Origin of the sequence: Photobacterium sanctipauli (genome assembly GCF_003026495.1) — a bacterium.
GTDB lineage: Bacteria > Pseudomonadota > Gammaproteobacteria > Enterobacterales > Vibrionaceae > Photobacterium > Photobacterium sanctipauli.
In genome coordinates this window covers 195,373-221,686 of the sequence record NZ_PYMA01000002.1, presented here as the reverse complement: position 1 = coordinate 221,686, position 26,314 = coordinate 195,373, and the positions used below count along the sequence as shown (strand labels likewise).

The following is a 26,314-nucleotide window of genomic DNA, read 5'->3' as shown; positions in this document are numbered from 1 at the left end:
GAGAAAAAGATCTTATTAACAAGACGAAAAAAGACCGGTTGAGAAACCGGCCTTTGTTTTATTTTTGAAACTTGAACCCCTATACAGGGTCGAGTTCAAGCATTTCCTGAATGTTGGCTTGAGGTTTGGATTCCTGACCAAAGCCACGCAAACCCACCACGTGCACATGTTCACGATCCTTGAAGATCTTACGAACCAGCTTATAGGTCGTGCCCTTCTCAGGGCTGATATTCTCAGGTGCAGCGATAAGCAACTGCATGTCCAAACGGTCACACAACTCAAACAAGGTTGCAATCGACTTGGCATCCAGACGTGCTGCCTCATCCAAGAACAACAAGCGACACGGGATGATATCTTTACCGCGCAGACGGCGAGATTCTTCTTCCCAGCTCTGAACAACCATCAGTAGGATAGCCTGACCAGTACCGATAGCTTCACCTGTTGATAGCGCACCAGATTCTGCTTGCAGCCAACCGTCTGTACCACGGTTAACCTCAATGCTCAGCTCAAGATAGTTACGATAATCCAGTAGCTCTTCACCCATGACTTGCGGTGAGCGCTGACCCATGTCAATGTGCGGGTTCAAACGCTGGAACAGTTTCGCAATCGCTTCCGAGAACGACAGACGCTGGTTACCAAACAGATCTTGGTGCTGGTCTTGCTGATCCGCCAAGCCATTCAGTAGCGACTCGTGGGTCTCGCGTACCTTCACGTTCAGGCGAACCCCTTTCACCTGGCCGAAGCCAATATTCTGTAGGCCTTGGTTTAGCATACGAATACGGTTTTGCTCGCGCTGAATTGTCTTACGGATAATATTCGCAACCGAGTCAGAGCTGATTGCCAAGCGTTGCTCACGTGCCGTCAGCTCTTCGCTTAGGCGGGCAAGCTCCACTTCCATTTCTTCAATCGCTTCGACCGGATCATCAGTACGGATGATGTCATGACGAATACGCTCACGTAAGTGCTGGTACACTGCAATGTAGAACAGCACCTTGCGCTCTGGACGCGACACGTCTTCCGATGCACGTAATGCATCACGCAGCTCTTCGTTGTCCGCGACAGCCAAACGAAGTGCACCCAGGGATTTATCCGATAGCGAGCGCAATTCATCAGCAGACATGTAAGCCATTTCACGGCGGTGTAGGCGACGCTCAACATCGCTTTCGCGTGCGAGCCGAAGCACAGCACACCAACCGGCTTTCGCCGTTACCACTAATTTGCGAATGTCTTGGTATTCCTTGCCTACTTTACGCAGGCGTTTTACCAAGCCCTTCATTTCAAGTTCAACAGAAGTGATGGCTTTCTCAAGCTGGCTACGACGGTTGCGAGAAGCGTGCAGACGCTCATTCAACTCATCGCGGCGCAAGCGTGCACGCTCTTCGGCTTCGACATCGGCACGAACACCTAGCTCTTGCAATTCACGCTCAAACTCTTGAACCGTTTCCAGCTTCGCTTGGTGCGAACTCTTCAACGATGCCAATAGCTGATTGTATTGGTTCGACTGGGCACGAGACTGCTTCAACGCATCACGACAACGAGTTCGCTCACGCTCTGCGGCAACCAATTTCGCTTTCAGCTGCTCATTAAGCTCCGAGCTCTTGTTCAGTAGCTCAACAGAATCGGCATAGCTGAAGTGGTGGCGACGCTCGACCAGGTCAGCCACTGCGAAAATTTTGGTCTTCAACGCCTGCAGCTTGGTATCTGCCTGCTCATATCCGGCTTGCAGACTATCAAACTGCTCTGGATCAGCCTCAAGGGCAGTGGCCAATGACTCTAGCTCGGCAATTGCCTTACCGTGCGTGTTGATGAAGTGCTTCGCTTCATCAAGCTGTGCCAGTTGCTGCTCGATTTCTTCGAAACGCGCCACCAAGGTGTCGTCTTCAAGCAAGTTAACCAACGGGTTGATCTTACCCAACAGCGACAAACCTTCGCGTGCTGCAGTCAGCTGGCTACGCTGCTGTTGCTCTTTGGCATCGGTTTCTGATAGCTGACGGGCAATTTGGTTACGCTTGTCGCGGGCCACTTTCAATGCCGCTTCCGGATCATCGTTGAAGGCAACCGACATGTGGGTGGCAACAAAACTATTGAAGCTCTGGTACAAACGCTGCAATTTCTGCGAATCGAACGATGCCTTGGCATGATCTTCTACAACCTGATCACGCTCATCACGAAGTTGCTCCAAACGCTGCTCACGTGCCGCGCGGCCAAACAGTGGCACTTTCGGGAAGCGAGAGTAGCGAAGTTGGCGGTCGTTCAAGTGAACGCATACCGCATCTTCAAGCTCGTCAACATCAAAGCCGCTGTCATCAAACGAGTCAGCATCACCTTCAATGATGTACAAATCATCTGGGCAATCATCAAGCGCGACCAGTTTCTCTTTAATACCTTTGAGATCAGGTACAACAATCGCATGACGCGACGGGCCGTACATGGCACTAAAATATGGCGCATCGGCAAGGGTAATATCGTCATAGATCTCAGACAGCATGGTGCCGCCCAAGGTGTCTGCCAAAGCGCGCAGGCGCGAATCATCGCTACCGCCCGGCTGTGCCAAACGTTCGATATCCAGCTCAAGTTGCTTTTTGCGTGCCGCAAGTTGGTCGCGGTTGCTTGACGCTTCACGCTCTTTGTCCAGCGTATCTTGCATTGCATCCATGACCGCTTGGCTGTCATACAACTCGCGCTCTGATTGCTCCGCCAATTTTTCCAATGCATCAGAAGCTGCAATCCATGCTGGCGCTGCCGCTTCCAAGGTAGAGATTTGTGCCGCCAGCTGCTGATCTTGGCGACGTTGCTCGCTACGCTGCTCAACCAAGACTTCTTGTTCTTGCTCTAGGGCTTCAAGCGTTGCTTCATGGCGAGCTTGTTCTTCTGCCAACGCCAACTCGCCATCCAGTGTCACGGCAAAGCGCTTGGCATAGGTTTCGGCCAGTTCAGTCGCTTGGCGCTGGTTGCGTACTGCACGCTCTAGATCGCGGTATTGCGCTTTGAGCTGCTCGCCGCGCTCGGTAACCGATCTCAACTGGCGTGCCTTTGCAATCAGCTCTTTCGCTTTATTGCTCGCTTCAGAACGCTCAACTGCACCAGCAATGGTGGTCACAATTTGCAGGCCTTTTTCGAACTGCTGCGCCGCTGCCGATGACATATCGAGCTTGTGCTTGAGCGCCAACAACGCCGTGGTTTGGGTTTCCTGCTCTTGCTTCAGTTGAGCAAGGTAAGGCACCGCTTTGTCGGCAAGCAATTGATGATCGCCTGAAAGCTCGCGGGCTTTTTCCAACGCTTGTACCGCTTGCTGGTACTGAAGGGCACGGGTTTGCTGCATATCCAATGCTTGCTGGTAGTCAGCCAACTGAGTCTTCAGGCTATCAACTTCTTCTTCAGTCAAAAGAGACTGCTCTTCAGCCATCGCCAACTGCTCAGCAGCTTCTTCCACCACCATAACCTGCTCTTCAAGACGCTCGGTCAGCTCTTCCAGATCTTCGCGGTAACGCTCAATCTTTTCTTGCTGGCGTACCGCCGTCTGTACCAATTGCAGGTGATCGGATGCCGCTTGATGATCCTGCTCAAGCGCGCCTTCGCGCTCAGTCAGTTCATCCAACTCAGCCGTCATATTGGTCATCGACGCCTGATGATCATCCAGTGCCTTGCGAGATCCCATCAGCTCACTACGCAAAGCCAGGGTCTTTTCTAGCTTTTTGCGACGCTCATTGGCATGTCGCATGTAGTCTGCAGCCACATAGTTGGTCGCTTCGGTGATCAAATGCTTGAACAAGTCACGATCACTTTGGGTCAACTTGATCGCTTCTAGCGTCATGCGGTTTTCGCGTAGTGCGGCTTCCATGTCTTGGAACGCCTTTTTCACCCCGCCGTTTTGCGGCAACAGGTAGTCACGCAGCGAGCGGGTAATGGCACTTGAAATACCACCGTAAAGCGAGGCTTCAATCAGGCGGTAGAACTTCGAACGATCTGTACTGTTACGCAATTTCTTCGGCAACACGCCAAATTCAAACATTTGCGCATGGTAGTCAGTGACCGAGTTGAACGCCTTGAACACTACGCCTTCGTATTCAGACGTGATGATGTCCTTCACTTCGTTGATTTGGCGAACACGTGCCTGGTTGTCAGACAGCGACTCAACCAACACTTCTGTCGGCTTAACGTGTGACGGCAAGCCTTGGATAATGAAAGGCTTAATATCTACTTTCTTATCACGGCCAGCCACTTGCTGCAGCTTCACCGCAAAAATGACACGTTGCTTCTTCGAGTTAACCACATCCAGTGCCGAGTAACAGGCACCCGGCTTAAGCTTACCGTGCAGGCCCTTGTCACGTGAGGCGTTCGAACTACCCGCTTCAGTGGTATTACGGAAGTGAAGCAAACTCTGATCAGGGATCAGCGAGGTGATGAAAGCCGCCATCGTGGTCGACTTACCTGCACCGTTACCCCCTGATAGGGTGGTTACTAAGTTATCGATGTCAAAGGTACGGGCAAAAAAGCCGTTCCAGTTGACCATCGTCAGCGATTGATACTTACCGCGTTCCATTAGGCTTCGCCCTCCTGCTCGCTATGCTCAAGATCTTGCTCTTGGCCTAGTTCTTGTTCTTTAGTTTCTCCAGCATCAAGCAGGCTTGACTGGCTTGGCTCTTGCTGGTGAACAACAACCGCTTCACCGTCACGAATCAAGCGGATTTGTGCTTCGCGCACATCATCGCCAGCACGAACATCCGCACCAAAGCGGAATACCGCCTCGCTGATACGGAACTTGCCGTTCTCACCAACCGGGATCAACATACCAATACGGCGTAGGCGACGCAGCGAAGTCTTCACTTTGTCGTATAGCTTTTCACGGTCAAGATCAGAACCTGTTGCGCGGTTGGTTACCAGCTTCATGAGCTTTTTCTCATCCGCTAGCGCAAGCAGTTCATCGAACATTTCTTGGTTGGTAAAGATACCCTCATGGGCCAAACGCTCGGGGCTTAGGTAAAGGAAACACAGTACCTTACCCACCAGCATGTCGATTTCAGACAGAACCGAGCGGCTAATCAACGAGGTTGAACGCGGACGAAGGTAGAAGAAACCTTCAGGAGCACGAACCAATTCAGCGTTGTAGCGCTTATAGAACATCACCAGCTCTTGCTCGAACTCGATCAATAGGGCGTGGTTATCTAAGTCTTCGCTTGAAATATGGCGGCCAGTACGCAGCGCATTATCCAAAGCAGGGAAAAGCGGGTTGGCAATTGCCTTGGCCAGCTTTTCAGGCATAAATTCTTCAATATTTGTCAATGACATTTGCTTGTACCTTGGCTCCATAGTCATTAATTGCTTCCCAGTCAGGCTGGATGGCGCTGAAGTCCGACTCGGAGTAACCCAGTCTTACAGCCTGGTCAATCACAAGACGCGACACATCAAAATGCTGCGCCTGCGGGTGTTGAGCCAAATAATCTTTAAGAAGCAAACTTAAGTTAATTGCCGCCCCAGTTTCTTTATGGGCTTGCAGCATAGCAGCGACTTTCTCGGCGAGCTGATCTTGTACCAGATCGAGTTCTTCAAACTCCATTTCTTCTGGCACGATACCCGTCACCTCATCGTCGCGAAGTACCAAGGCCTCATCACGCATGTCCAACAAGCGCTCAGCATCGGCATAAGTCAGTAGCCACGGCGCGTCGAAGTAGTCGGTAACCGACTGGCGCAAACGCTGGCTGAAAGCACGGTTCTTATCCATATCGATGGCGGTACGGATAAATTTATGCACGTGGCGGTCGTAGCCAATCCACAAGTCGATGGCCTGCTGTCCCCAGTTAATGATGCGATCCAACTTAGCTTGTAAGTTGAAAACCATGGCATCAACGAAGTCCAGTTCAGGGTTACCTTGGGTTTCTTCCTGGATAATCAACAACTGGGTTTGCAACTGATCACCCGCCGCCTGCAAGGTATCTTGCAGCTCTCGCAGCGTGCTTGACGTCTCGTTCAATAGCGTTTCACAGCTAGTGATGGCCGCGCGCCAGTCTTGGTTAAGCAGCTCGGCGATGTCTTCTTTCACCTGTTGCTGCTGCTCATCCATGGTGCGCTGGTTAAGGTCGATACGGTCAAAAATTTCGGCGACCGAATATTTCAACACCGCATGGACATTCTGGCGCCAGTGTTTCTCGTCGCCGCCTTCGGCAGCTGCCTGAGCAGCCTTGTTAATTTCATCTGCCACCATAGCAAGTTGGATCGACAGCTTAAGCGTCGAATACTCGCGATGGCGGGCATAATAGTCCGTGATCCCTAGCGCTAACGGGCTAAGGCGGTAAATGCTCGCCCCGTCTGTTACTTCACTGGTAAATCGTGAAATCAAACGTTGGCGAACCAATTCATTTATGGCGTTATTGGCTCGAAAGGCCACGGTTTCAGGTGTTTGACCAAACATATCACTGACGATACGAAACGCATCAATCAGCTCCCCTTCCCCTAATTCTTCATCGAAACGATCACCGCTTAAAACAGCAATCGCCAACAAGAACGCCAGCCGCTCGGTTGGTAGGTTAAGCTCAAACTGGTGTTGCTTAACCCAATTCACCAACTCGGGAACGGTCTGGGTAACTTCACTCATCCGTTGTCCTTATTGCTGTTGTTTTTATCTGTCTCACTCTCTGCCAACGGCTTTTGGGCGTAAACATGAATGTAGCGCCCCAAAGACAGATAAGGCTCCTGACGACAAAGCTTCTGCTCCATCTCAAGAACCTGCTCAAAACTGTAATCTCCCACCATGGTTGTTTGCATGTAGTCGTGGAAGGTACGTACGCCGGTTTTACCCAAAATGGTAAATCCAGCATCAGTTAACCAGCTATATACCTCTTCTGGTTTGATACCTTGTTGAGGTTGAAGCTTAAAGCGCTTACGGTGTGGCATACCTTCTTCGATATGAGTCAAATTGCCACAAATCAAGTTCTTAAACAGCAAACCATTGTAGTTATAGAACATGACAGAAATAACGCCGCCAGGTTTGGTTTGCTCCAATAAACGCTCGAGCGCTTCTTTCGGGTCTGATAACCACTCCATCACTGCATGGAATAAAATCAGATCGACTGGCTCATCCAAGTGCTGGCTGATTTCCTGCACCGGGCTATGAACCAATCGATATTGCTCAAGAAGCCCGTTTTTCGCAATTTCTTGCTCAGCCAATTTCAGCATTTCGCCAGAGAGATCACATAAAGTGACATGATGCCCTAGCTCAGCAATTTTTTGCGAGAGCTGACCAACACCCCCACCAGCATCAAGAATGTGCAGCGGTTCATTGGTTTTCAATAAGGCTAAAATTTGCTCAAGATCTTGCCAAACAACCGTTTGGCGAATTTGCCCTTTGGCTGTTCCGTAAATATTTTTTGCAAATTTTTGCGCTAAGTCGTCAAAATTTCGATCTTCGATCACGTCAGCTTTACGTTATGATAGCGGTTCTAAAAATGTGGCTTATTTTCTCACAAGCGAAAGAGGAATAAAGGCTTGTGATGCTTTTTCAAGCTCAACTGCTGATTTTTCGGACTACATTGCATGTTTGAACTAAAAAAAATTGTTTCAACGTTTTTGATGCCCCTACCTGCCTTGCTGTTGCTGGGCTTGTTCGGGTTACTGCTGCTTTGGTTTACTCGACGTAAGGGACTTGCATCATTTTTCATCGGTTTTGCATTTCTAGGAATATTCCTAGTGTCATTCCAGCCTGTCGCGACCAGCCTGCTGCGACCACTGGAAAAAGCCTACCCGCCTTATGTCCCTTCAGACCGGACTGTCGAATTCGTCATGGTGCTGGGAAGCGGTCATGTCATCGATAACAAGATGCCCATCACTTCCCAACTATCCAGAACCTCATTGATGCGCCTGTCGGAAGGGATCCGCATCCACCGCATGTTCCCAGGTTCAAAAATGATCCTGTCGGGATATGGTGCCGGCACTGAGATCAGCCAAGCCAGGATGATGGCAAAGGTCGCACTGGCACTCGGGGTAAATAAGAATGACATCTTGCTACTGGAGACGGCAAAAGACACCTGGGAAGAAGCCTTCCAAGCAGCAACCGTCGTGGGCGATAAGAAGCTGGTTATCGTTACTTCAGCCAGCCATATGACCAGGGCCATGAATGAGTTCCATGAAGTGGGGCTTAACCCTGCTGCGGCACCAACCAACTTCTTGGCCAGCAATAAGATAGAGGAACCTTGGCATAGATACCGCCCGCAAGCGAAATTCCTAGAGCAGACTGAACGCTACTGGCATGAAAGACTTGGCCGGTGGTGGCAACAACTGAGAAAGGTCGTTGCCCCTAAGGATCCTGAAATTCAAGCGCCGTCAACCCCTGACGAGCCGGCTCAGGTTTCAGCTTAGGTGTAGCTTTAGGTTTAAGCCCTGCCACAAAAAAACTAACGTCCCGTGAACTGTTACTAAACAGCTCACGGGACGTTTTCGTCTCTACGGCTTAATCGTGCAGGTATTTGCGCTTGTAGTCTGACGCCATGGCGAAAAGGGGAACAATGCAAGCAACCAAGCCGATATTGGCAATATAAACCAACGACTCATTTGCCAGCACCTGATAAACGGAAACCATTAGCATCAAAGCCATTGTTAGCAAAAATAGGCGGTGTGCCCAAGGACGGTTTAATGAAAATCGCGCGTATTGACGAACCATAATTACTCTCTCGTTATATTTTACCCTCAATAAATTAAGGCGGTCAGTCACGTGACGAATAAAGCATGAATGGTCATTTTTTCGAAGCAATATCAATAAAAGGCCATTTTATATACAACTTAACCGCACTTATAAAAACTTGGAATATGATAGTAAATTTGTTCATATTTAAATTCCAATAAAGCCATTCCCGATTTGCAAACTGCATCATATTATTGTCCGCCTATTAGTTATTGATATGCCTGTAAACGGAACTTGCAGGTCACGGCGAGATTTAGGATACCGAATATGATGTACCAGATATTAAACTTGGCGATTTTCGTCATTCTTATTGGCCTGCTGTATAAGCAACAAAAAGCAGAAAATACGCTATCAAAGCGTGTATTTACCAGCCTAGGGCTAGGTGTTGTGTTCGGTGGCGCACTACAGCTTGTTTACGGTGGCGGCAGCGAAGTTATCGCCAGCACACTGGAGTACGTCAACATTGTTGGCGCGGGCTATGTTAGCTTGCTGAAAATGATCATCATGCCTTTGATCATGGTGTCGATCATTGGTGCCATCATTAAGGTTAAAGACTCTGGCTCGCTGGGTAAGATCTCCGGCCTAAGTATTGGTATCCTGCTGGCAACAACTGCAGCATCTGCCTTAATCGGTATTCTGGTGAGCAATATGTTCGGCCTAACGGCCGAAGGCATTGTCCAAGGCGCACGTGAAATTGCACGTGGCGAAGCACTGGAAACTCGCCTGACGACGGTTCAGACCTTGTCATTTGCTGACATGATTATCTCGTTCTTCCCTGGCAACCCGTTTGCGGACCTTGCAGGTAGCCGTGCCACCTCAACCATCGCTGTTGTTATTTTCTCAGCCTTTATCGGTGTTGCAGGCCTGACGGTAATGCGCACCCAGCCAGAGCTTGGCGCGAGCTTTGAAAAGTTCGTGAATGTTGCACAAGAAATCGTGCGTACCCTAGTACGTATGGTGCTAAGCCTAACGCCATACGGCGTGCTAGCCCTAATGACCAAAGTGGTTGCAGGTTCAAACTACGATGACATCTTGAGCCTGATTAACTTTGTTGTAGCCTCCTACGTTGGCCTTGGCCTGATCTTGGTGATGCACTTGGTACTGGTGACCTTTGTCGGTGTTAATCCTGTGCGCTACCTGAAGAAAATCCTACCTGTGCTGACGTTCGCATTCACCTCTCGCTCAAGTGCCGGTACCATCCCGCTGAACGTCGATACTCAGGTTAAGAAGCTGGGTAATGGTGAAGGCGTGGCTAACTTCTCTGCATCATTTGGTGCGACCATGGGCCAGAACGGTTGTGCGGGCCTATACCCTGCCATGCTAGCAGTAATGATTGCCCCTACCATCGGTATTAACCCGCTGGACCCAGGCTTCATGCTGACACTAATCGCAATTGTGACTATCAGCTCATTTGGTATCGCCGGTGTCGGTGGTGGTGCGACTTTCGCCGCACTTATCGTACTATCCGCATTGGATATGCCTGTCGCGCTTGCGGGTCTCCTGATCTCAATCGAGCCGTTGATTGATATGGGCCGTACCGCCGTTAACGTAAGTGGAGCTATGACAGCAGGTACCATCACCTCTCGCGTGTTGGGTCAGGCTGATGATGAGATCTTCGAGTCAGATAACGACATCGAGGGTGAACCAGCAAAAGCTTGATAATATTCACTTTTGTTAAAATCAAGAAGGACGAGCAATTATGCTCGTCCTTCTTGATTTACCTAATTGAGTTCTAGAAGCAGTTAATCGAAGTTATCACTCAGATTTGAGACGAAGTCACTCAGGCTCTGCATATCAATTTCTGCCCCACCTTTTGCTTTCCCAGTAACTGGCTGACTCCCTGTCAGAAACGCTCCCTCAAACTCTCAATAGGTCTGACTGAGTATTAGGCTTTGAGCTATTTTTCACGCTTACCCACCTATCAAGCCGAATCAGTTTCATTTGCGTTGTGTGCCTCTAACTTCCTATGGCTTCCTTCGGAGCCTGCCGTTGGTCATCAACACCCTTGCCATTCGCTTAGAGCTAGGGCGATTCAGGTTTCTTTCAACCTGACGGATTTGCCAGCTTAGCTGGGCGAATAAAAAGGCGAGTATTAATATTACTCGCCTTAAAAAGAGTGCATTTATCGCTAGGGTATTGATTAATTTTATGCTACCAACAGCCCCATATCATCTATGGGTGAGCCATTCCGATTGTTATAAGTGAAGTACATTTTCAGCAATATTTTGCAGGGCTAATTACTGCGACAGACTAGACGTTTTAAATGATTACTTAACTAAAAATGAGTAAACCAGTCTATTATTTTATAAAATTACCATACTCAATTTGTCGACTCATTAATAACCAAAGGGTATTTCCTCAACATAAGCACTGTATAGCTTACCGCACTTTGATTATCATATAATAATCAAAGTGTAGAGAACATCAAATTAGTGCTAATTATCAATAGTCATCTCATCTAAAGAAACAACTCCACATTCATCAGAATCAACATACTCAAAATCAGTTAAGCCACTTTTTTCTATCGCAATTACTCCCCGATAGCAAAAAGTACCATCAGGATAAAAGTTTTTATTTCCAACACTCTGTTTTGATTGTGTTAGCTGGCTTTTCATTGAAACCGCATAGTCAAGAAGGTTTACCAAACGAGTTTCTGTTTGAACCACCTCATTATTTAGCAAGTTAACCTTTGCATTTAAAACTTCATTTTCTTTCGATAAAACCTTATAAGTCAAAAAGTTGCTTAGCATTAGTGCAGATAACGCCAACATCACAGCCCACACAAAAAAATCACCAAATTTCAATGTATCACCTAAAAGTTACTAATTACAAAATTTCATCTGACACAATATATACAAACAAGCAAGTAAAAACACAATCAAAAATAAAATATAAACAAAATATTAATCACGCAGAATATGTTTTTTGTATTTGAGTTATTTTAACACACATTAAGAAAACCCACACCACCTCACAAAAATAAAGATAAAATAAAAATAAAACAGCAGAAAGGTGACTCGAATTTATAATGCTCATTTCAAAAAGTAAATTTATTATTCTCTTATATCTGCCATCTGTTGATATTATTATGAACGTTACTATTAAGTAAAAAGTAACATCTTATTTAAACAAAACAATAATTTAATTCAAATATTCAACCTAAGCTTGATTTGACCATACAATATGGTTACCCCTATGATTAAAAAAGGGCTGATGGGATAACCCATCAGCCCTTTGACTGTATTTAAGCTCACTACGATGCGGCTTAATGGTACAAGCTAGTCTGCAGCAACCAGCTGACGGACCTTTTCAAGATCTTCCGGCGTATCAACACCAGCAGGCGGCGCATCAATCGCGACTTCAACGTGGATCTTCTCGCCGTACCACAGCACGCGTAGTTGCTCCAGTGCCTCGATTTTCTCTAGCGCACTTGGCTCCCAGTTGATGTAGGTGTTAATAAAACCGGCACGGTAGGCATAGATACCGATATGGCGCATCAGGTTATGATGGATTTCCTGCGGGCGCTTGGCATAGTTATCACGATCCCACGGAATCGATGCACGGCTAAAGTACAAGGCATAGCCGTCTTTATCCGTCACCACCTTCACGGCGTTCGGGTTGAACACCTCATCGGCATGGTCAATGTGCACTGCCAATGTCGCCATCGGCGCTTGGCTGCTTGCAAGGTTGGTCGCCACCTGGCGAATAATTGAATCAGGGATCAGCGGCTCGTCACCTTGCACATTAACCACGATTTCATCATCGGCCAGATTATACTTTTCAACCACTTCGGCAAGGCGCTCAGTACCCGATTCATGATCATCTCGGGTTAGGCAAACCTCACCACCAAAGCCCGTCACAACATCAACAATGCGCTGGTCATCCGTGGCAACAATCACTTGAGTAGCACCGGCTTTGCTGGCCTGCTCATAAACCCACTGGATCATTGGCTTGCCCGCGATATCTGCAAGCGGTTTACCCGGTAGGCGGGATGATTGGTATCGGGCTGGAATAATGACAGTAAATGACATTATTTCACCTCTTCCGAGCTCAATGTGCGTGCCTCAGGCTCAAGCAGAACTGGAATACCGTCCTTGATGCCGTAAGCCAAACGATCAAACTTACAAATCAGCTCATTTTTCTCTTTGTCGAAATTCAATTTACCTTTGCAAACAGGGCAAGCAACGATTTCAAGTAGACGATGATCCATATTCTTCCTTTACCTTTTTAATGCGGTTAATCAAGCTCTCAGCCTGCGGCTCTGGCATGACGGCATCCACCGGCAAGTACCACCAATTAGGCAGGGCGAAAGCGTGGCATTTCACCGCATCTTTCTCTGTCATGATCAGATGCTGCCCATTGGCAGCCAACTGTTGTAATTCCTGCTCGGAGAAAGCCTGATGATCAGCAAACGGCTGACAAACAACAGGGTTAGCACCTAGCTGGTTTAATGTATTAAAAAATCGTGGCGGATGACCAATACCCGCCATCGCGACCAAGTCGCCTTCAAGCGATTGGAGCTCTGCCCGCTCACCGGTTTTCAAGTTGATAAGCGGCGATGGAGCCAAATGCATCGGGATTTCGTTTGCTTGTGGTTGATCACCATTACAAATCAGAAAATCCACTTCTTGCAAGCGCTCGCAACCTTCACGCAATGGCCCAAGCGGTATCAGTTGCTGGTTGCCAAACCGACGCTGGCCGTCAATGACAACAATCTCAATATCGCGTGCTAACGCATAATGCTGCAAGCCATCATCAGTAATAATGACATCGACCTCGGGCTCAAGCAATGCAACAGCTTCTGCCCTTTTCGGTGATACGGCAACAGGCACACCAGTACGGCGGTAGATTAGTATAGGCTCGTCGCCCGCCTCGCTGGTGCTACTCTGCCCGTCGATACGGTAAGGGTAATGGGGCGCTTTACCGCCATACCCCCGCGACACAACGCCGGGTTTCAAGCCTGCCGCGAGTAACTGCTCAACCAGCCATACCACCACAGGGGTTTTGCCGTTCCCACCAGCGGTGATATTGCCCACAACGACGACAGGCACAGAAGCATGATAGGCGGGCTTGCGACCGGTTTGATATTGCTGCCGGCGACGACGACTTATCAGGCCAAAGAGCTTACTCAATGGCCATAATAAAGGCTTCAGTGCCCGGCCGGCCGGGTGGGACTCGAACCAAATTTTTTCAATCATTGATGCCATGATATGCCCAGGCCGCTACTCGCCAAACTGGATACGGTGCAATTGGGCATAGGCGCCATCTTGAGCCAGCAGCTCAGCGTGAACGCCCTGCTCGATAATTTCACCCTCGTCCACCACCAAGATCTGATCAGCTTTTTCGATTGTCGACAAGCGGTGGGCAATCACCAACACGGTACGGTCTTTTTGCAGCTCATCGAGCGCCGCCTGAATAGCTCGCTCAGATTCGGTATCCAATGCCGAGGTTGCCTCATCCAGAATCAAGATTGGCGCATCACGCAGTAAGGCGCGGGCAATGGCAAGGCGCTGGCGCTGACCGCCCGATAGGCTGACGCCATTTTCACCAATCATGGTATCCATGCCTTCATCCATCCCTTCGATGAAGTCCATCGCATGGGCAAGGCGTGCTGCTTTTTCAATATCTTCGCGGCTGTACTTATCACCACTGGCGTAAGCGATATTGTTGGCAACAGTGTCATTGAATAAGTGTACGTTCTGGGAGACCACGGCCACCTGATCACGCAGGTTAGCCAACTTGTACTCACAGATATCATGGTCATCGATGGTAATGCTACCAGAGTCGATGTCGTAGAAACGGGTTAGCAAGTTAGCGATGGTACTTTTGCCCGAGCCAGAACGGCCGACCAATGCCAATGTCTTACCGGCCGGCAGGTCAAAGCTAACGTTGCGTAGCGCGGGGGTATCTTTGGTCGGGTAGGTGAAAGTCACGTCTTTGACTTTAACTTCACCATTTACTCGGCCGGCCACCAGGTTACCGTGGTCTTTCTCGGTTTCCTGCTCCATCAAGTCAAATAGGGTGCTACATGCCGCCATACCGCGCTGGAACTGTGAAGTAACGTTAGTCAGCGATTTCAAAGGGCGCATCAAGCCAAACATCGAACCGAAGATCAGGGCAAAGGTACCCGGCGTCAGCGACTCGCGCAGTGTGTCAGTATTGGCCAAAATCAGCACCGCGACCAACGCCAACGAAGCAATAACCTGGATCACCGGGTTAGCAATGGCCTGAGCAGAGACCAATTTCATGGTTTGCTGGCGCATGCGGTTGCTGACGTTATCAAAACGGTCTTTCTCAACTTGCTGGCCGCCATAGCTCAATACCACTTTGTGGCCTTTCAGCATTTGCTCTGCCGATGAGGTGACCGAGCCCATTGCATCTTGCATATTTTTCGAGATGCGGCGAAAACGCTTTGAAACAACACGGATAGAAATAGCGACGATTGGCGCGATAATCAGGAGGATCGCGGAAAGCTGCCAGCTGTTGTAAAACATGATGGCCATGAGTGCGATGATGGTTGCACCCTCGCGAACCAAATTCACCAAGGCACCACTGGTTGCCGAAGCCACTTGTTCAGAATCATAGGTGATGCGGGAAAGCAATTTACCGGCCGATTCCTTATCGAAATAGCCCACAGGCATTTTCATGAAATGGTTGAACATCTGGCGGCGCATGGTCATCACGACATTGCCAGACACCCAAGCTAGGCAATAGGTTGAAACGAAGCCACTGACCCCACGTAGGATCATCAAACCCAGTAAATAAATCGGCATCATTGCCAAGAAGTTCGACTCTACACTGTCTATTCCGCCAAAGCTTTCGTCCATCAATGGCTTAATCATCGAAAGCATCAGGGCATCACTTGCGGCATTGACGATAAGGGCAACAATGGCAACACCTAAGCCCGCTTTATACAGGCTGATGGAAGGCCAGAGGCGCTTAAAGGTATCCCAAGTGGTTTGATCGTTGGGTTGTGTCATGAAAATTCATTTATTTTTGAAGTCAATTCTTCACATTCTACTCGCTTAGCGTCATTGGACCAAATAAGTTAATCCACCCCCTTTGTAAACCGCTCAATTTTCATGCAAATTTCGACTTCACCCCAAGGCGAATTATTCATAAATACGAAACCACGCCCGCTTTACATCCTGCCTATACCTCAGAACGCTAACATCCCCCGGCCCAATGGTCAGCGAAATCTGCCCAGAATCAGCGGTTGATAGCCATTGTGCCCCTTTCGTCACATATCGCTGCTTAACCAGAGATGACGGCAACGGCCATGGGCTATATTTAGCCACCGACACCAATGCAAATTGCGGTGACATATCGCTAAGCCACGTCGCTGTAGACGAGCTGTTGCTTCCATGGTGCGGGACTAGCAAGATATCGGGAGAAAGAGAAGGGGCTTGCTGTTTCAACAACAGCTCTGAAATCGCATCGATATCCCCAGTGAGCAGTAATACCGGTGAAAACTGGGTTGTCATACTAGCTATTTCAATCACACAAGAATGAGGGTTGGCAGCACGGGATACGCGCTTTGGTGGCCACAAGACCCGAAACTCCAGCCCTTGCCACTGCCACCTATCACCTTTAACACAGGAGGCGAAACCGGCACGGAAATCACTGCTTCTTTTCCAGCCCGGCTTAAAATGCTCGACCAGAAACTGGGTACCGCCCGCATGGTCATTATCGGCATGGCTCAAGATTAAGCCGTCGAGTTGATGGATGCCTTTTGCATGAAGCACCGGCGCAATCACTGATGATGCAATACTGCCCGATTCCCAGCGGTTACCTGTGTCGTACAGCACAGCCCGGCCATTTCTTTCCAGCAAGACGGCTAACCCGTGTCCGACATCCAGCAAGTGGATCTGCCAAGACAGCAGGTCGACCTCTCCTGCTGGTTTAGCCGACCTATCACCACGGAAACCCCACCCCCATGCAACCAACACAATAAGCAAAGCCGTATAGAAAAAGCGAAACGTCGAGAAGGGAAAAAACCACCTTAATGCGATACACAACATCACACCAAATAGCATTAGCATGGCAAGCGGACTTAATACCCACCAACTACCCACGGCTAGCTCTGCAATTGTTAACACCGGTGTTAAAGAGTGATCGGCCAACCACCATAATTTGCTGGCAACAAGCTCACTGGAAGAAAACACAATGGCCAATAATACCAAGGGGACAGTGACCAGGCTGACCCAAGGTACGGCAAGGAGGTTAATCAACGGTGCCATAGGGGTAAAACCACCAAACCATAGCCACTGTACCGGCAGCATCAATAGCAGCAGGGCAAACTGAATTTGTACTAAAGGCTTCACTTTCGCCCAAGTAACGGCATGAATGGCCACACTTGAGTCGCGCGGCCCTAGATTGCTTGCCCTCCCAGCACCGACAACCAGGCAGAATAGGATAATGACAACAGCTGAGAAGGATAACCAGAAGCCCGCGGTATAAGACGCAAGGGGATCAAAGCCCAGGCAAAGCGTAAAAGTCATTAAGGTGATCTGCCAGGCGGGTAAACGTATCCTGAGCCGCAATAATAATAAGACTATGGCGCTCATCACCAAGGCTCGAACCGTTGGAATACTAAAGCCGGCAAGCCACGCATACCCTGCCCCGGCAGCCAACCCTAGCCATAATGGCAACCATTGCCCCCACAGTGGTAGGTTGAGCATTCCTCGCAGGCATTGGCCCAGCCACCAGCCCCCCATCACCGCAAGGCCTATATGCAAACCTGAAATTGCCATTAAATGTGAAAGGCCGCTGTCTCTTAGCAGCAACCAGTGTTGGTCATCCAACTCCCCGCGAAAGCCAAACCCCAATGCCAATAGATATGCTTGCTGCTCTAAACCCTGGGTCAGCGAAAAATGATAATCAAACAGATGTTGCCGAGTGGAATGCTGACCTTCAAGGCTAAGCCGCCTTCCTGATAATACCGTGCCCCGGCCATGAATCCCTTTTCCCACAGATTGCTTTTCCGCATCATACCCTGCGCTATTGACCCGGCCATAAGGAGGTCGAAGCCTCACCTCAAACTGCCATCGCTCACCTTGCCTTAACACGGTTTCATTCTCACCTTGCGGCCAATGTAACCTAAACTTCATTGGCACCGACTCAACATTTCCTAACGGCGGGTAATTTGAAGTTACAAAATCAAAGGTGATAACGGGCTTGTTAGCATTTAATAGGCTGCTAACTTCCCCAAATATGGTAAGATTCTCCGGCTCAATAAATATATGTTGGACGTTTTTTAGATAGGATGTTGCGGCGATATTCGCCAACAGTGTGCCAAAAGCGACCCAGATCAATAGTGGTTTGCCTAAATAAGCACACACTACGCAGCCAAATATAATAGCTGCAATAAACCCATTATATTCTGGTATCGATGGCCAGAAATGAAGTGACAATAGTCCTAAAGCAATCCCGGCAAAAGCGATATTCATACCGTTATTGCCTGTAAATAAAATGACTGACAATGCCAAGACAAGTAATTAAACGTTTCATGCCCAGCCACGAAGTGATTAAGCGCCAAAAAGCGCTGAAAATTTTTGGTAGTGTGCTTTATAACCCAAACCTGTGGTGCCTTAACCGCCGTTCGGCATCAGGTGCTTTTGCAGTTGGTTTGTTTATGGCGTTTGTTCCTCTTCCCAGTCAAATGATCATGGCTGCCGGGTTGGCAATCCTTTTTAGTGTCAACCTGCCTTTATCGGTATGCCTTGTTTGGATCAGCAACCCGATTACCATGCCAGTCATGTTCTATGCCGCCTACAAAGTCGGGGCGTGGCTCATGAATACCCCCCACCAGCCTTTTCATTTTGAGCTGTCGTGGGAGTTCCTCATGCACCAGATGAACCAAATTGGCCCGCCGTTCCTACTTGGCTGCTTGGTTTGTGCGATTTTCTTTTCCCTTGTCGGCTACTTTGGGATCCGCGGCCTTTGGCGCTACTCAGTCGTCCGTAGTTGGCAAAAGCGAAAGTTTCGGTTGCTCAACCTCGACTAATCGCTATACGGCTATGGCTTGATACTCGAAATAAAAAAACCTCGCTAATGCGAGGTTTTTTAATATGTAAATAAGTCAGCAGCAACCTAAGGGGAGAATGACATCACGATAAAGGAAGTCACGACACACACTCATTGTATTTAGCTGTACAAATACAGCCAATGATGGAATCTATGTCGATAAATTTAACCACTATTCGTTAATTCTCTCTCCCTTGTACCCACTGCCATGTACCCAGCGCCCTGCCCCTAACACCTTGTCACCGTCAGTTATTTGGCACTTAGCACTGTCGCGGGCTGCAACGCACTGGCACGCTTGGCCGGATACCAAGTCGCCAAGAAGCTAAGTAGTACCGCAGTCACCGTGACGATTGCCACATCATGGGTTTGCAGCTGAGTTGGCAAAAAGTCGACAAAGTAAATATCGCCAGATAAGAACTGGTGACCAATCAAGCCCTCGACAAAGGTGACGATGGCCGTCAGGTTCACTGCTACTGCCGAGCCAATTATCGAGCCAAGCAAGCTCCCGATAACACCAGAAAGTACACCGTGCCAAACGAAAATCGAGCGGACCAGCCGATCTGTCGCCCCCATGGTTCGAAGAATGGCGATATCCGCCGCGCGGTCTTTCACCGCCATCATCAACGTCGACACGATATTGAAGCAGGCCACGCCAATCACCAATACCATCACCAAGTACATGATCGTACGAACCATCTGGATATCACGGTACAAATAGCCGTATTGTTGCTGCCAGCTCTTTAAATAGACATAGACCGGAAGGGTGAACCCCACTTCGCGCACGATATTCTGGGCATCAAGTACCTGGTCAACATTGATTGCAATGCCCGACACGCCTTCACCCATCGACAAATATTGCTGGGCGTCTGCCATTGGTACTAAGGCAAAGTTATGATCAATTTGCCCTGCCAGGGCGAGCAAGCCTGCCACTTGCAAGCGAATACGCTGCGGGGATTTCAGCTTAAGCGCAGGATCCGGGTTGGGGATCATGGCCGTGATCCAGTCACCGACATCAATACCCAGCTTTTGCGCCACACCTTGCCCTAGGATCACCTGCTGCTTGCCAGCTTCAAGGCGATCCCACGCCCCATCCTCAACAAAGTTAGGGATCGCGCTTACTCTTCGTTCCTGCTCAGGATCCACACCGCGCACTTCGACCGCCTTCAAGTTACTACCCTTCTCCAACAAGGCGGTAAATTGAATATACGGTGCGGCGGCCACAACCTGCGGATGCTGCTCGACCTTTTCTAGTACAGGCTGCCAGTCCGTAAATGGCGGGGTCACCGCTTGCAACTCACCATGTGGGATCACCGACAACACCCGGTTTTGCAACTCACGCTCAAAACCGTTCATGGCCGATAGACCAATGATGATCACGGCAACGCCGACCGCAATGCCCAACATCGACGAAACCGAAATAAACGAGACCATCCGGTTGCGCTGTTTCGCCCGGCTGAAACGGCTACCTATAAATAGCGATAACGGTCGAAACATCAAGCTACCTCAACCTTTTCTAGCTCGCCGTCCTGCATGTGCATGCAATGATCCAGCTTGGCCGCAAGTTCGTTGTCATGGGTCACAACCAAAAATGCCGTGCCTGACTCCTTGTTCAGCTTGCGCATCAAATCATAGATTTCTAACGCGGTTTTATGATCCAAGTTACCGGTCGGCTCATCGGCCAGCACCAAAGCCGGCTTATTCACCAAGGCGCGGGCAATGGCAACCCGCTGTCGCTCACCACCACTTAGCTCTGAAGGACGATGCTCCAGGCGATGGCCTAAACCGACCATTTCCAGCATGCTGTGAGCCTGAGAGCGTGCTTTATCCGACGCCACACCACCAATCAACAGCGGCATTGCCACATTTTCCACCGCGCTAAAATCTGCCAGCAAGTGGTGGAACTGATACACAAAGCCTATCTCACGGTTACGCAACTTGGCCTGCTTATTGGCGCTCATGGCATTCAGCTTCTGCCCTTTAAAAAAGACCTCGCCTTCTGTTGGTTCATCCAGCGCGCCCAGCAAATGCAACAAGGTACTTTTGCCGGAACCTGAAGCACCCACAATGCCCACCAAATCACCCGCATTCAGGCTAAAACCTACCCCTTTTAACACCTCGGTCTCGAGCTGGGCTTCGCGATAAACCTTGCGTAGCCCCTGACAAACTAATAACGAATTACTCATAACGAAGTGCCTCAGCAGGACGAACCGATGCCGCCCGGTAGGAAGGAAAAACAGTTGCCAGCAGGCTCAACAAAATCGCCCCGACAATCACAACTAAGATTTGCATCGGTGAAATCACCACGGGTAGCGAACCACCAGCAGCAATCAGGCTAACGCCTGTGACCGATAAAATAGTATTCAGGTTATATGCCAGTAACGTCCCCAGCAAACCACCGGAAATCGCGCCAATCACCCCACTACTGGCCCCTTGTACCATAAAGACAAAGAGCACTTGCCTTGATGACATACCTTGGGTTTTCAAAATCGCCACTTCTGCCTGCTTCTCCATCACCACCATGATGAGGGCAGAAATAATATTAAACGCAGCCACACCAATAATGAGCCCCAGCATCAGGCCCATCATGTTCTTTTCCATTTTAACGGCTTGAAATAATTCACCGCGTTGCTCACGCCAATCAGACCAACGCTTATCATCCAGCAGCGGCTCCTTCGCTAGCTCGGCGACCACAAACGGATCGTCGACAAATAAACGCCACCCGGTGATCTGGCCTTTTTTATAGCGAAGCAACCGACCCGCATCTTCGATATGGGTCAGGATCAACTGCTTATCGACATCCGAGCCGGTATTGTAAATCCCGGACACCTCAAAGTTACGCTGGCTTGGAATACGGCCAAGAGGGGTGTACTGACTGGCACTGGTCACCATCAGGCGCACTTTATCACCCACGGCAACACCCAGCTGGTTTGCCAATGATTGGCCCAAAATCACGCGGTAGCTACCCGGCTGCAAATCTTCGATCGCGCCACGGCTAGTGTAATAACCCACCGGCTCAAACTCTTCAGGGTCAACCCCAAGAAGCATACCTGCCGCCAGCGACTGGGCACTTTGCAATATCGCCTCGTCACGGGTGATTGGCGTGACCATTTCAACATGGGGCATTTCAAGGAGTGATGGCGGCGGGGTGTCTGTTCGCATTATCCGCCCATCCGGGCCGGATACGACCGCTTGGGGCATCACCCCAAGAATGCGCTCTTTGAGTTGCTGCTCAAAGCCGTTCATGACAGATAGCACCGTCACCAAGGCCAGCACCCCGATAGTGATCCCGGCCGTCGACATATAGGAAACAAATCGGCTAAACCTGTCCCCGGAGCGACCGCGCAAATAACGAAGGCCGATAAAAAAAGAAACGGGATGAAACATATTATTGTGAAAATACCATCCTGATAAAAACTGTTCGCCAGCATACCGTTGATGCGGCTTTTTACCAATAGCAAAGGGTAAAACTAATGTAAAAACAGAAGGTAAAACAGGCACTCCTACCCCTACCGACTTGCCCCTAAGCGATTGCTAAGTGATAATCGAATGATAGTTAATTTATTGTGAGTGCAACATGCAGCAGGACGAGTATTTTTCAGTCAATGCCGGACTGACCATTAATGTCGAACCATTACCGGCAGATGAAATGACGCCAGACGAGCAATCCTTCAGCCTAGAAATACCGCCACTGTTCCGTGTTGCCAGTGAGTGTAACCAGCTTGACGACAATCTAGAGCGCTCTTTAAGCACACTCGGCCAAACCGAACAGCAAGCACTCACGGCTTATCTGACAGCGCAGAATAATAAAATCAATCTGCTGCTCACTTTCGTGCTTTCTCAGCAAAATGACCCCGCTTACCGTTTCACAACGGAGTCCTTTGGAGCGAGCCGGTTATCATACCGCTCGCCAGTCGCCCTCTCCCAAGGTTCAGCAGTCAGGGTGAAGCTCTTTCTCGATAACCCCGCGGCAGCAGTGTATGCCTATGCCGAAGTGGCTGAATGCACCGAGCAAGATGATCAGTTTGAGATTACACTCAAGTACACCCGTTTACAGGAAGATGACAGGGATCTTTTGATCCGTGCCGCCCTGCACTTTCAACAGAAAATCTTGCGCCAACGCGCCCAACAGCGATCAGAAAACCAATAATTACCATGACAGTACAATCGATTCTTTCTTTACCATTGCCATCCAAGGCCGGCGATAGCCGCTTTGTCGGTAATGTTACCGGCGCAGCACTGGCACTTTCTGTCGCTGAGTTGGCCCATCAGCATCAAGGCCCGCTGCTGGTTGTGGTACCCGATACGCAAACCGCCCTTAGGTTACAGTCCGAGGTTGGCCAGTTTACCGAGCAAGAAGTGACGGTTTTCCCTGATTGGGAAACCCTGCCTTATGACAACTTCTCGCCGCACCAAGATATTATTTCCGAGCGACTGTCGCGCTTGTACCAGCTGCCCACCCAGCAATCTGGGGTGATGCTGGTACCCATCAGCACCCTACTACAACGCTTATCACCCCAAGAATTTATTCACCAGCATGCACTGTTGGTAAGCAACGGGGACCGCCTATCACTCGACAAGCTACGGTTGCAGCTTGAAGCGTCGGGCTACCGTCATGTCGATCAAGTGATGGAGCATGGCGAGTACGCAAGCCGAGGCTCACTGCTCGACTTGTTCCCAATGGGTAGCAACCAACCCTATCGCATTGACTTTTTCGATGACGAAGTTGATTCAATCCGCCAGTTCGACCCGGAAAACCAGCGCTCGACTGGGGAAATTGACAGCATCAACCTACTGCCGGCTCATGAATTCCCAACCAATGATATTGCGGTTGAGAGCTTCCGTATGCGCTGGCGCGAGCGTTTTGAAGCCAGACGCGAGCCAGAGTCTATCTACCAGCAAGTCAGCAAACGCACCTGGCCTGCCGGTATCGAGTACTGGCATCCTCTGTTTTTTGAAAAAACAGAGACCTTATTCGACTACTTGCCTGAAAACAGCTTGCTAGTCACGCTTGGTCATTTGGAACCCGCCGTCGATCAATTCTTGAACGATGCCGAATACCGCTATGACCAACGCAAGGTTGACCCATTACGCCCGTTGCTACCACCGCAAGAGCTGTGGCTGACCAAAGAAGAAATGTTCGTCGGATTTAAGTCGCTGCCGCAAGTTCGGATCCGCCAAGACCAAGAGCCGGAGAAAGCAGGCCGTTTCAATCCGGCACTGGGCCCAATCCCAGCAATCACCATCAACCACCAGCTAAAAGAGCCATTGGCTGATTTCCGACGCTTTAGCGAAAGCTTTGCGGGTAAGATTATTTTCTCGGTCGCCTCCGAAGGCCGCCGCGAAGCTCTCCTTGATCTGCTGGCACGAATCAAGTTGCGCCCGATCGTATGCGCTTCACTCACCGAGGCAGTAGAAGCGCCGGGTCGCTTCAGCCTGGTGATCGGCTCAGCGGAACAAGGATTTATTTTAGAAGATCCGTCTGTCGCCTTTATTTGTGAAAGCGATCTGCTTGGTGAGCGAGTGGTTCAACGCCGCCGCAGGGAAGATAAAAAATCGGTCAATGCCGATACCATTATCCGCAACCTTGCCGAACTACAAGTCGGCCAGCCGGTTGTTCATATCGATCACGGTATTGGCCGTTACCAAGGCTTGCAAACCCTTGAGGCTGGCGGGCTAAAAACCGAGTACGTGACATTGGAATACCAAGGCGGCGCCAAGCTTTACGTACCGGTTGCTTCCTTGCACCTGATCAGCCGCTACTCTGGCGGGGCTGAAGAAACAGCGCCTATCCACAAGCTCGGTGGCGAAACATGGGCGAAAGCACGCAAGAAAGCGGCCGAAAAAGTCCGCGATGTTGCCGCTGAACTACTGGATGTTTATGCCAAGCGTGAAATGAAGCCTGGCTTTAAATTCAAGCTAGACCGCGAAGCCTATGCCGATTTCTGTACCGGTTTCCCATTCGAGGAAACCCATGATCAGGCATTGGCTATCAACGCTGTGCTTTCTGACATGTGCCAAGCCAAAGCCATGGATCGCCTTGTGTGTGGTGATGTGGGCTTTGGTAAAACCGAAGTCGCGATGCGTGCTGCCTTTGTGGCCGTCGACAACAACAAACAAGTGACGGTACTGGTGCCAACCACCCTACTGGCCCAGCAGCATTTCGAAAACTTCCGTGACCGTTTTGCCAATACGCCAATTCGCGTAGAAGTCCTTTCGCGCTTCAAGACCGCCAAAGAGCAAAAGCAAATATTGGCAGATGTGGAAGAAGGTAAGATTGATATCCTGATCGGTACCCACAAGCTGCTTAATGCCTCGGTTAACTACCATGATCTCGGCTTGCTGATTGTCGATGAGGAGCACCGCTTTGGCGTCCGCCAGAAAGAAAAGCTAAAAGCCATCCGTGCCGATGTCGATATTCTGACCTTAACCGCCACACCGATCCCTCGTACCCTGAACATGGCCATGAGCGGTATGCGCGATCTATCGATTATCGCCACGCCGCCAGCACGCCGTTTGGCGATCAAGACCTTTGTCCGAGAACGCGATGATGCCATTACCCGCGAAGCGGTATTGCGTGAGATCATGCGCGGTGGCCAGGTGTACTTCCTCCACAATGATGTCGATTCCATCGAAAAAATGGCCGAAGATCTCGCCATCTTGATCCCAGAAGCCCGCGTCACATTTGCCCACGGCCAAATGCGTGAACGCGAGCTAGAAAAGATCATGAGCGACTTCTACCATCAGCGCTTTAACCTACTGGTGTGTACCACGATCATCGAAACAGGTATTGATGTTCCGACCGCCAATACCATCATTATCAACCGTGCCGACCACCTTGGCCTGGCGCAGCTGCACCAGCTGCGCGGCCGTGTTGGTCGTTCACACCACCAAGCATACGCCTACCTGCTTACACCTCATCCAAAACGTATGACCAAGGATGCGGTGAAACGTCTTGATGCAATATCATCCCTTGAAGATTTAGGGGCAGGCTTTACACTGGCTACCCATGACCTTGAGATCCGCGGTGCGGGTGAGCTACTGGGTGACGAGCAAAGCGGCCAAATCCAGTCCGTTGGCTTTAGCCTGTTCATGGAAATGCTTGAGCAAGCAGTTGAAGCGCTGAAGGAAGGGAAAGAACCCTCATTGGATGATTTGCTGCGCCAGCAAACCGAAGTTGAACTTCGCTTACCGGCGCTGCTGCCCGATGACTTTATCCCTGACATCAACACCCGACTCTCGCTGTACAAGCGTATTGCGAGCGCAGAGAACGAAAACGCCCTCAATGAATTGAAAGTTGAGCTTATTGACCGATTCGGCTTGTTACCGGATGCCACCAAGAACTTGCTGACAGTGAACAAATTGAAGCTGAAAGCAGCCGATGTGGGTGTACGTAAAATTGAAGCAGGCGAAAAAGGTGGCTTTATCGAGTTCAACCCGAATGCAGCCATTAACCCGGCGTTCTTGGTTGGGCTACTTCAAGCTCAGCCACAACATTACCGAATGGAAGGGCCAACCAAGCTGAAAGTAATGGCACCGATGACTGATCGTAAAGATCGGATTAAGTATGTTGACGGGCTTCTAACACAGCTAGCGGAAAACACTCTATAATAGACG

19 protein-coding genes are annotated in these 26,314 nt (G+C 49.7%); 5 read left to right on the top strand and 14 right to left on the bottom strand.

Going from position 1 to position 26,314, the window contains the following annotated elements:
• Positions 1–79 precede the first annotated feature (79 nt).
• The 4 genes from mukB to cmoM are packed head-to-tail and all read right to left on the bottom strand — an operon-like array spanning position 80 to position 7,410.
• Positions 80–4,543, bottom strand: a complete 4,464-nt coding sequence (gene mukB / locus C9I98_RS04180) for a chromosome partition protein MukB (protein WP_107271613.1) — start codon at positions 4,541–4,543, stop codon at positions 80–82.
• The gene (mukE, locus tag C9I98_RS04175; protein WP_036831993.1) at positions 4,543–5,289 is read right to left on the bottom strand and encodes a chromosome partition protein MukE; all 747 of its coding nucleotides are present in this window, start codon (positions 5,287–5,289) and stop codon (positions 4,543–4,545) included. The genes mukB and mukE overlap by 1 nt, the downstream gene beginning before the upstream one ends.
• Positions 5,270–6,592: a chromosome partition protein MukF gene (gene mukF, locus C9I98_RS04170; protein ID WP_036831995.1), complete on the bottom strand. Its 1,323-nt coding sequence runs from the start codon at positions 6,590–6,592 to the stop codon at positions 5,270–5,272. Before mukF ends, mukE begins: the two co-directional genes overlap by 20 nt.
• Positions 6,589–7,410, bottom strand: a complete 822-nt coding sequence (cmoM, locus tag C9I98_RS04165; RefSeq protein WP_036831997.1) for a tRNA uridine 5-oxyacetic acid(34) methyltransferase CmoM — start codon at positions 7,408–7,410, stop codon at positions 6,589–6,591. Before cmoM ends, mukF begins: the two co-directional genes overlap by 4 nt.
• A 120-nt stretch (positions 7,411–7,530) precedes the next feature.
• Here cmoM and elyC point away from each other — a divergent pair, with 120 nt between their 5' ends.
• Positions 7,531–8,352 carry an envelope biogenesis factor ElyC gene (gene elyC / locus C9I98_RS04160; protein ID WP_107271612.1) on the top strand — a complete coding sequence of 274 codons (822 nt, stop codon included), beginning with the start codon at positions 7,531–7,533 and terminating at the stop codon, positions 8,350–8,352.
• A gap of 91 nt (positions 8,353–8,443) precedes the next feature.
• On the opposite strand, the gene C9I98_RS04155 is transcribed toward elyC, so the two are convergent.
• On the bottom strand, positions 8,444–8,653 hold the full coding sequence (locus tag C9I98_RS04155) for a hypothetical protein (protein ID WP_036830132.1): 210 nt from the start codon (positions 8,651–8,653) through the stop codon (positions 8,444–8,446).
• Between the two features lie 288 nt (positions 8,654–8,941).
• Here C9I98_RS04155 and C9I98_RS04150 point away from each other — a divergent pair, with 288 nt between their 5' ends.
• On the top strand, positions 8,942–10,333 hold the full coding sequence (locus C9I98_RS04150) for an L-cystine transporter (protein WP_036825309.1): 1,392 nt from the start codon (positions 8,942–8,944) through the stop codon (positions 10,331–10,333).
• A gap of 776 nt (positions 10,334–11,109) precedes the next feature.
• Here the strand turns inward: C9I98_RS04150 and C9I98_RS04145 are convergent.
• The 6 genes from C9I98_RS04145 to C9I98_RS04120 all read right to left on the bottom strand — a co-directional run bounded on the left by C9I98_RS04145 (position 11,110) and on the right by C9I98_RS04120 (position 18,123).
• The gene (locus C9I98_RS04145) at positions 11,110–11,478 is read right to left on the bottom strand and encodes a hypothetical protein (protein WP_036829875.1); all 369 of its coding nucleotides are present in this window, start codon (positions 11,476–11,478) and stop codon (positions 11,110–11,112) included.
• A gap of 474 nt (positions 11,479–11,952) precedes the next feature.
• Complete coding sequence (gene kdsB / locus C9I98_RS04140) at positions 11,953–12,705, bottom strand: 3-deoxy-manno-octulosonate cytidylyltransferase (protein ID WP_036825855.1); 753 nt, start codon at positions 12,703–12,705, stop codon at positions 11,953–11,955.
• Positions 12,705–12,884 (bottom strand): Trm112 family protein, encoded by a 180-nt coding sequence (locus C9I98_RS04135; RefSeq protein ID WP_036825857.1) that lies wholly within the window; start codon positions 12,882–12,884, stop codon positions 12,705–12,707. The genes kdsB and C9I98_RS04135 overlap by 1 nt, the downstream gene beginning before the upstream one ends.
• Positions 12,865–13,872, bottom strand: coding sequence for a tetraacyldisaccharide 4'-kinase (lpxK, locus tag C9I98_RS04130; RefSeq protein ID WP_173424692.1), 1,008 nt, complete (start codon positions 13,870–13,872; stop codon positions 12,865–12,867). Before lpxK ends, C9I98_RS04135 begins: the two co-directional genes overlap by 20 nt.
• 24 nt (positions 13,873–13,896) lie before the next feature.
• A complete protein-coding gene (msbA, locus tag C9I98_RS04125) occupies positions 13,897–15,654 on the bottom strand; it encodes a lipid A ABC transporter ATP-binding protein/permease MsbA (protein WP_036825862.1) in 1,758 nt (585 codons plus the stop codon).
• Between the two features lie 132 nt (positions 15,655–15,786).
• The gene (locus tag C9I98_RS04120; RefSeq protein WP_036825864.1) at positions 15,787–18,123 is read right to left on the bottom strand and encodes a DNA internalization-related competence protein ComEC/Rec2; all 2,337 of its coding nucleotides are present in this window, start codon (positions 18,121–18,123) and stop codon (positions 15,787–15,789) included.
• A 32-nt stretch (positions 18,124–18,155) separates the two neighbouring features.
• On the opposite strand from C9I98_RS04120, the gene C9I98_RS04115 reads away from it, so the two are divergent.
• A complete protein-coding gene (locus C9I98_RS04115; protein ID WP_036825867.1) occupies positions 18,156–18,680 on the top strand; it encodes a DUF2062 domain-containing protein in 525 nt (174 codons plus the stop codon).
• Positions 18,681–18,949: 269 nt separating this feature from the next.
• Here the strand turns inward: C9I98_RS04115 and lolE are convergent, their stop codons facing one another.
• From lolE to lolC, 3 genes are read right to left on the bottom strand one after another with little or no spacing between them, the layout of a single operon-like run.
• Positions 18,950–20,194 carry a lipoprotein-releasing ABC transporter permease subunit LolE gene (gene lolE, locus C9I98_RS04110; protein WP_036824954.1) on the bottom strand — a complete coding sequence of 415 codons (1,245 nt, stop codon included), beginning with the start codon at positions 20,192–20,194 and terminating at the stop codon, positions 18,950–18,952.
• Positions 20,194–20,883, bottom strand: a complete 690-nt coding sequence (gene lolD / locus C9I98_RS04105; RefSeq protein ID WP_036824951.1) for a lipoprotein-releasing ABC transporter ATP-binding protein LolD — start codon at positions 20,881–20,883, stop codon at positions 20,194–20,196. Before lolD ends, lolE begins: the two co-directional genes overlap by 1 nt.
• Positions 20,876–22,084 (bottom strand): lipoprotein-releasing ABC transporter permease subunit LolC, encoded by a 1,209-nt coding sequence (gene lolC, locus C9I98_RS04100; RefSeq protein ID WP_107271611.1) that lies wholly within the window; start codon positions 22,082–22,084, stop codon positions 20,876–20,878. The genes lolD and lolC overlap by 8 nt, the downstream gene beginning before the upstream one ends.
• 190 nt (positions 22,085–22,274) lie before the next feature.
• Here lolC and C9I98_RS04095 point away from each other — a divergent pair, with 190 nt between their 5' ends.
• Entirely contained in the window at positions 22,275–22,847 is a 573-nt protein-coding gene (locus C9I98_RS04095; RefSeq protein ID WP_036818967.1) for a hypothetical protein, read from the top strand.
• A gap of 5 nt (positions 22,848–22,852) precedes the next feature.
• Entirely contained in the window at positions 22,853–26,308 is a 3,456-nt protein-coding gene (mfd, locus tag C9I98_RS04090) for a transcription-repair coupling factor (protein WP_036818964.1), read from the top strand.
• Positions 26,309–26,314: the final 6 nt, after the last annotated feature.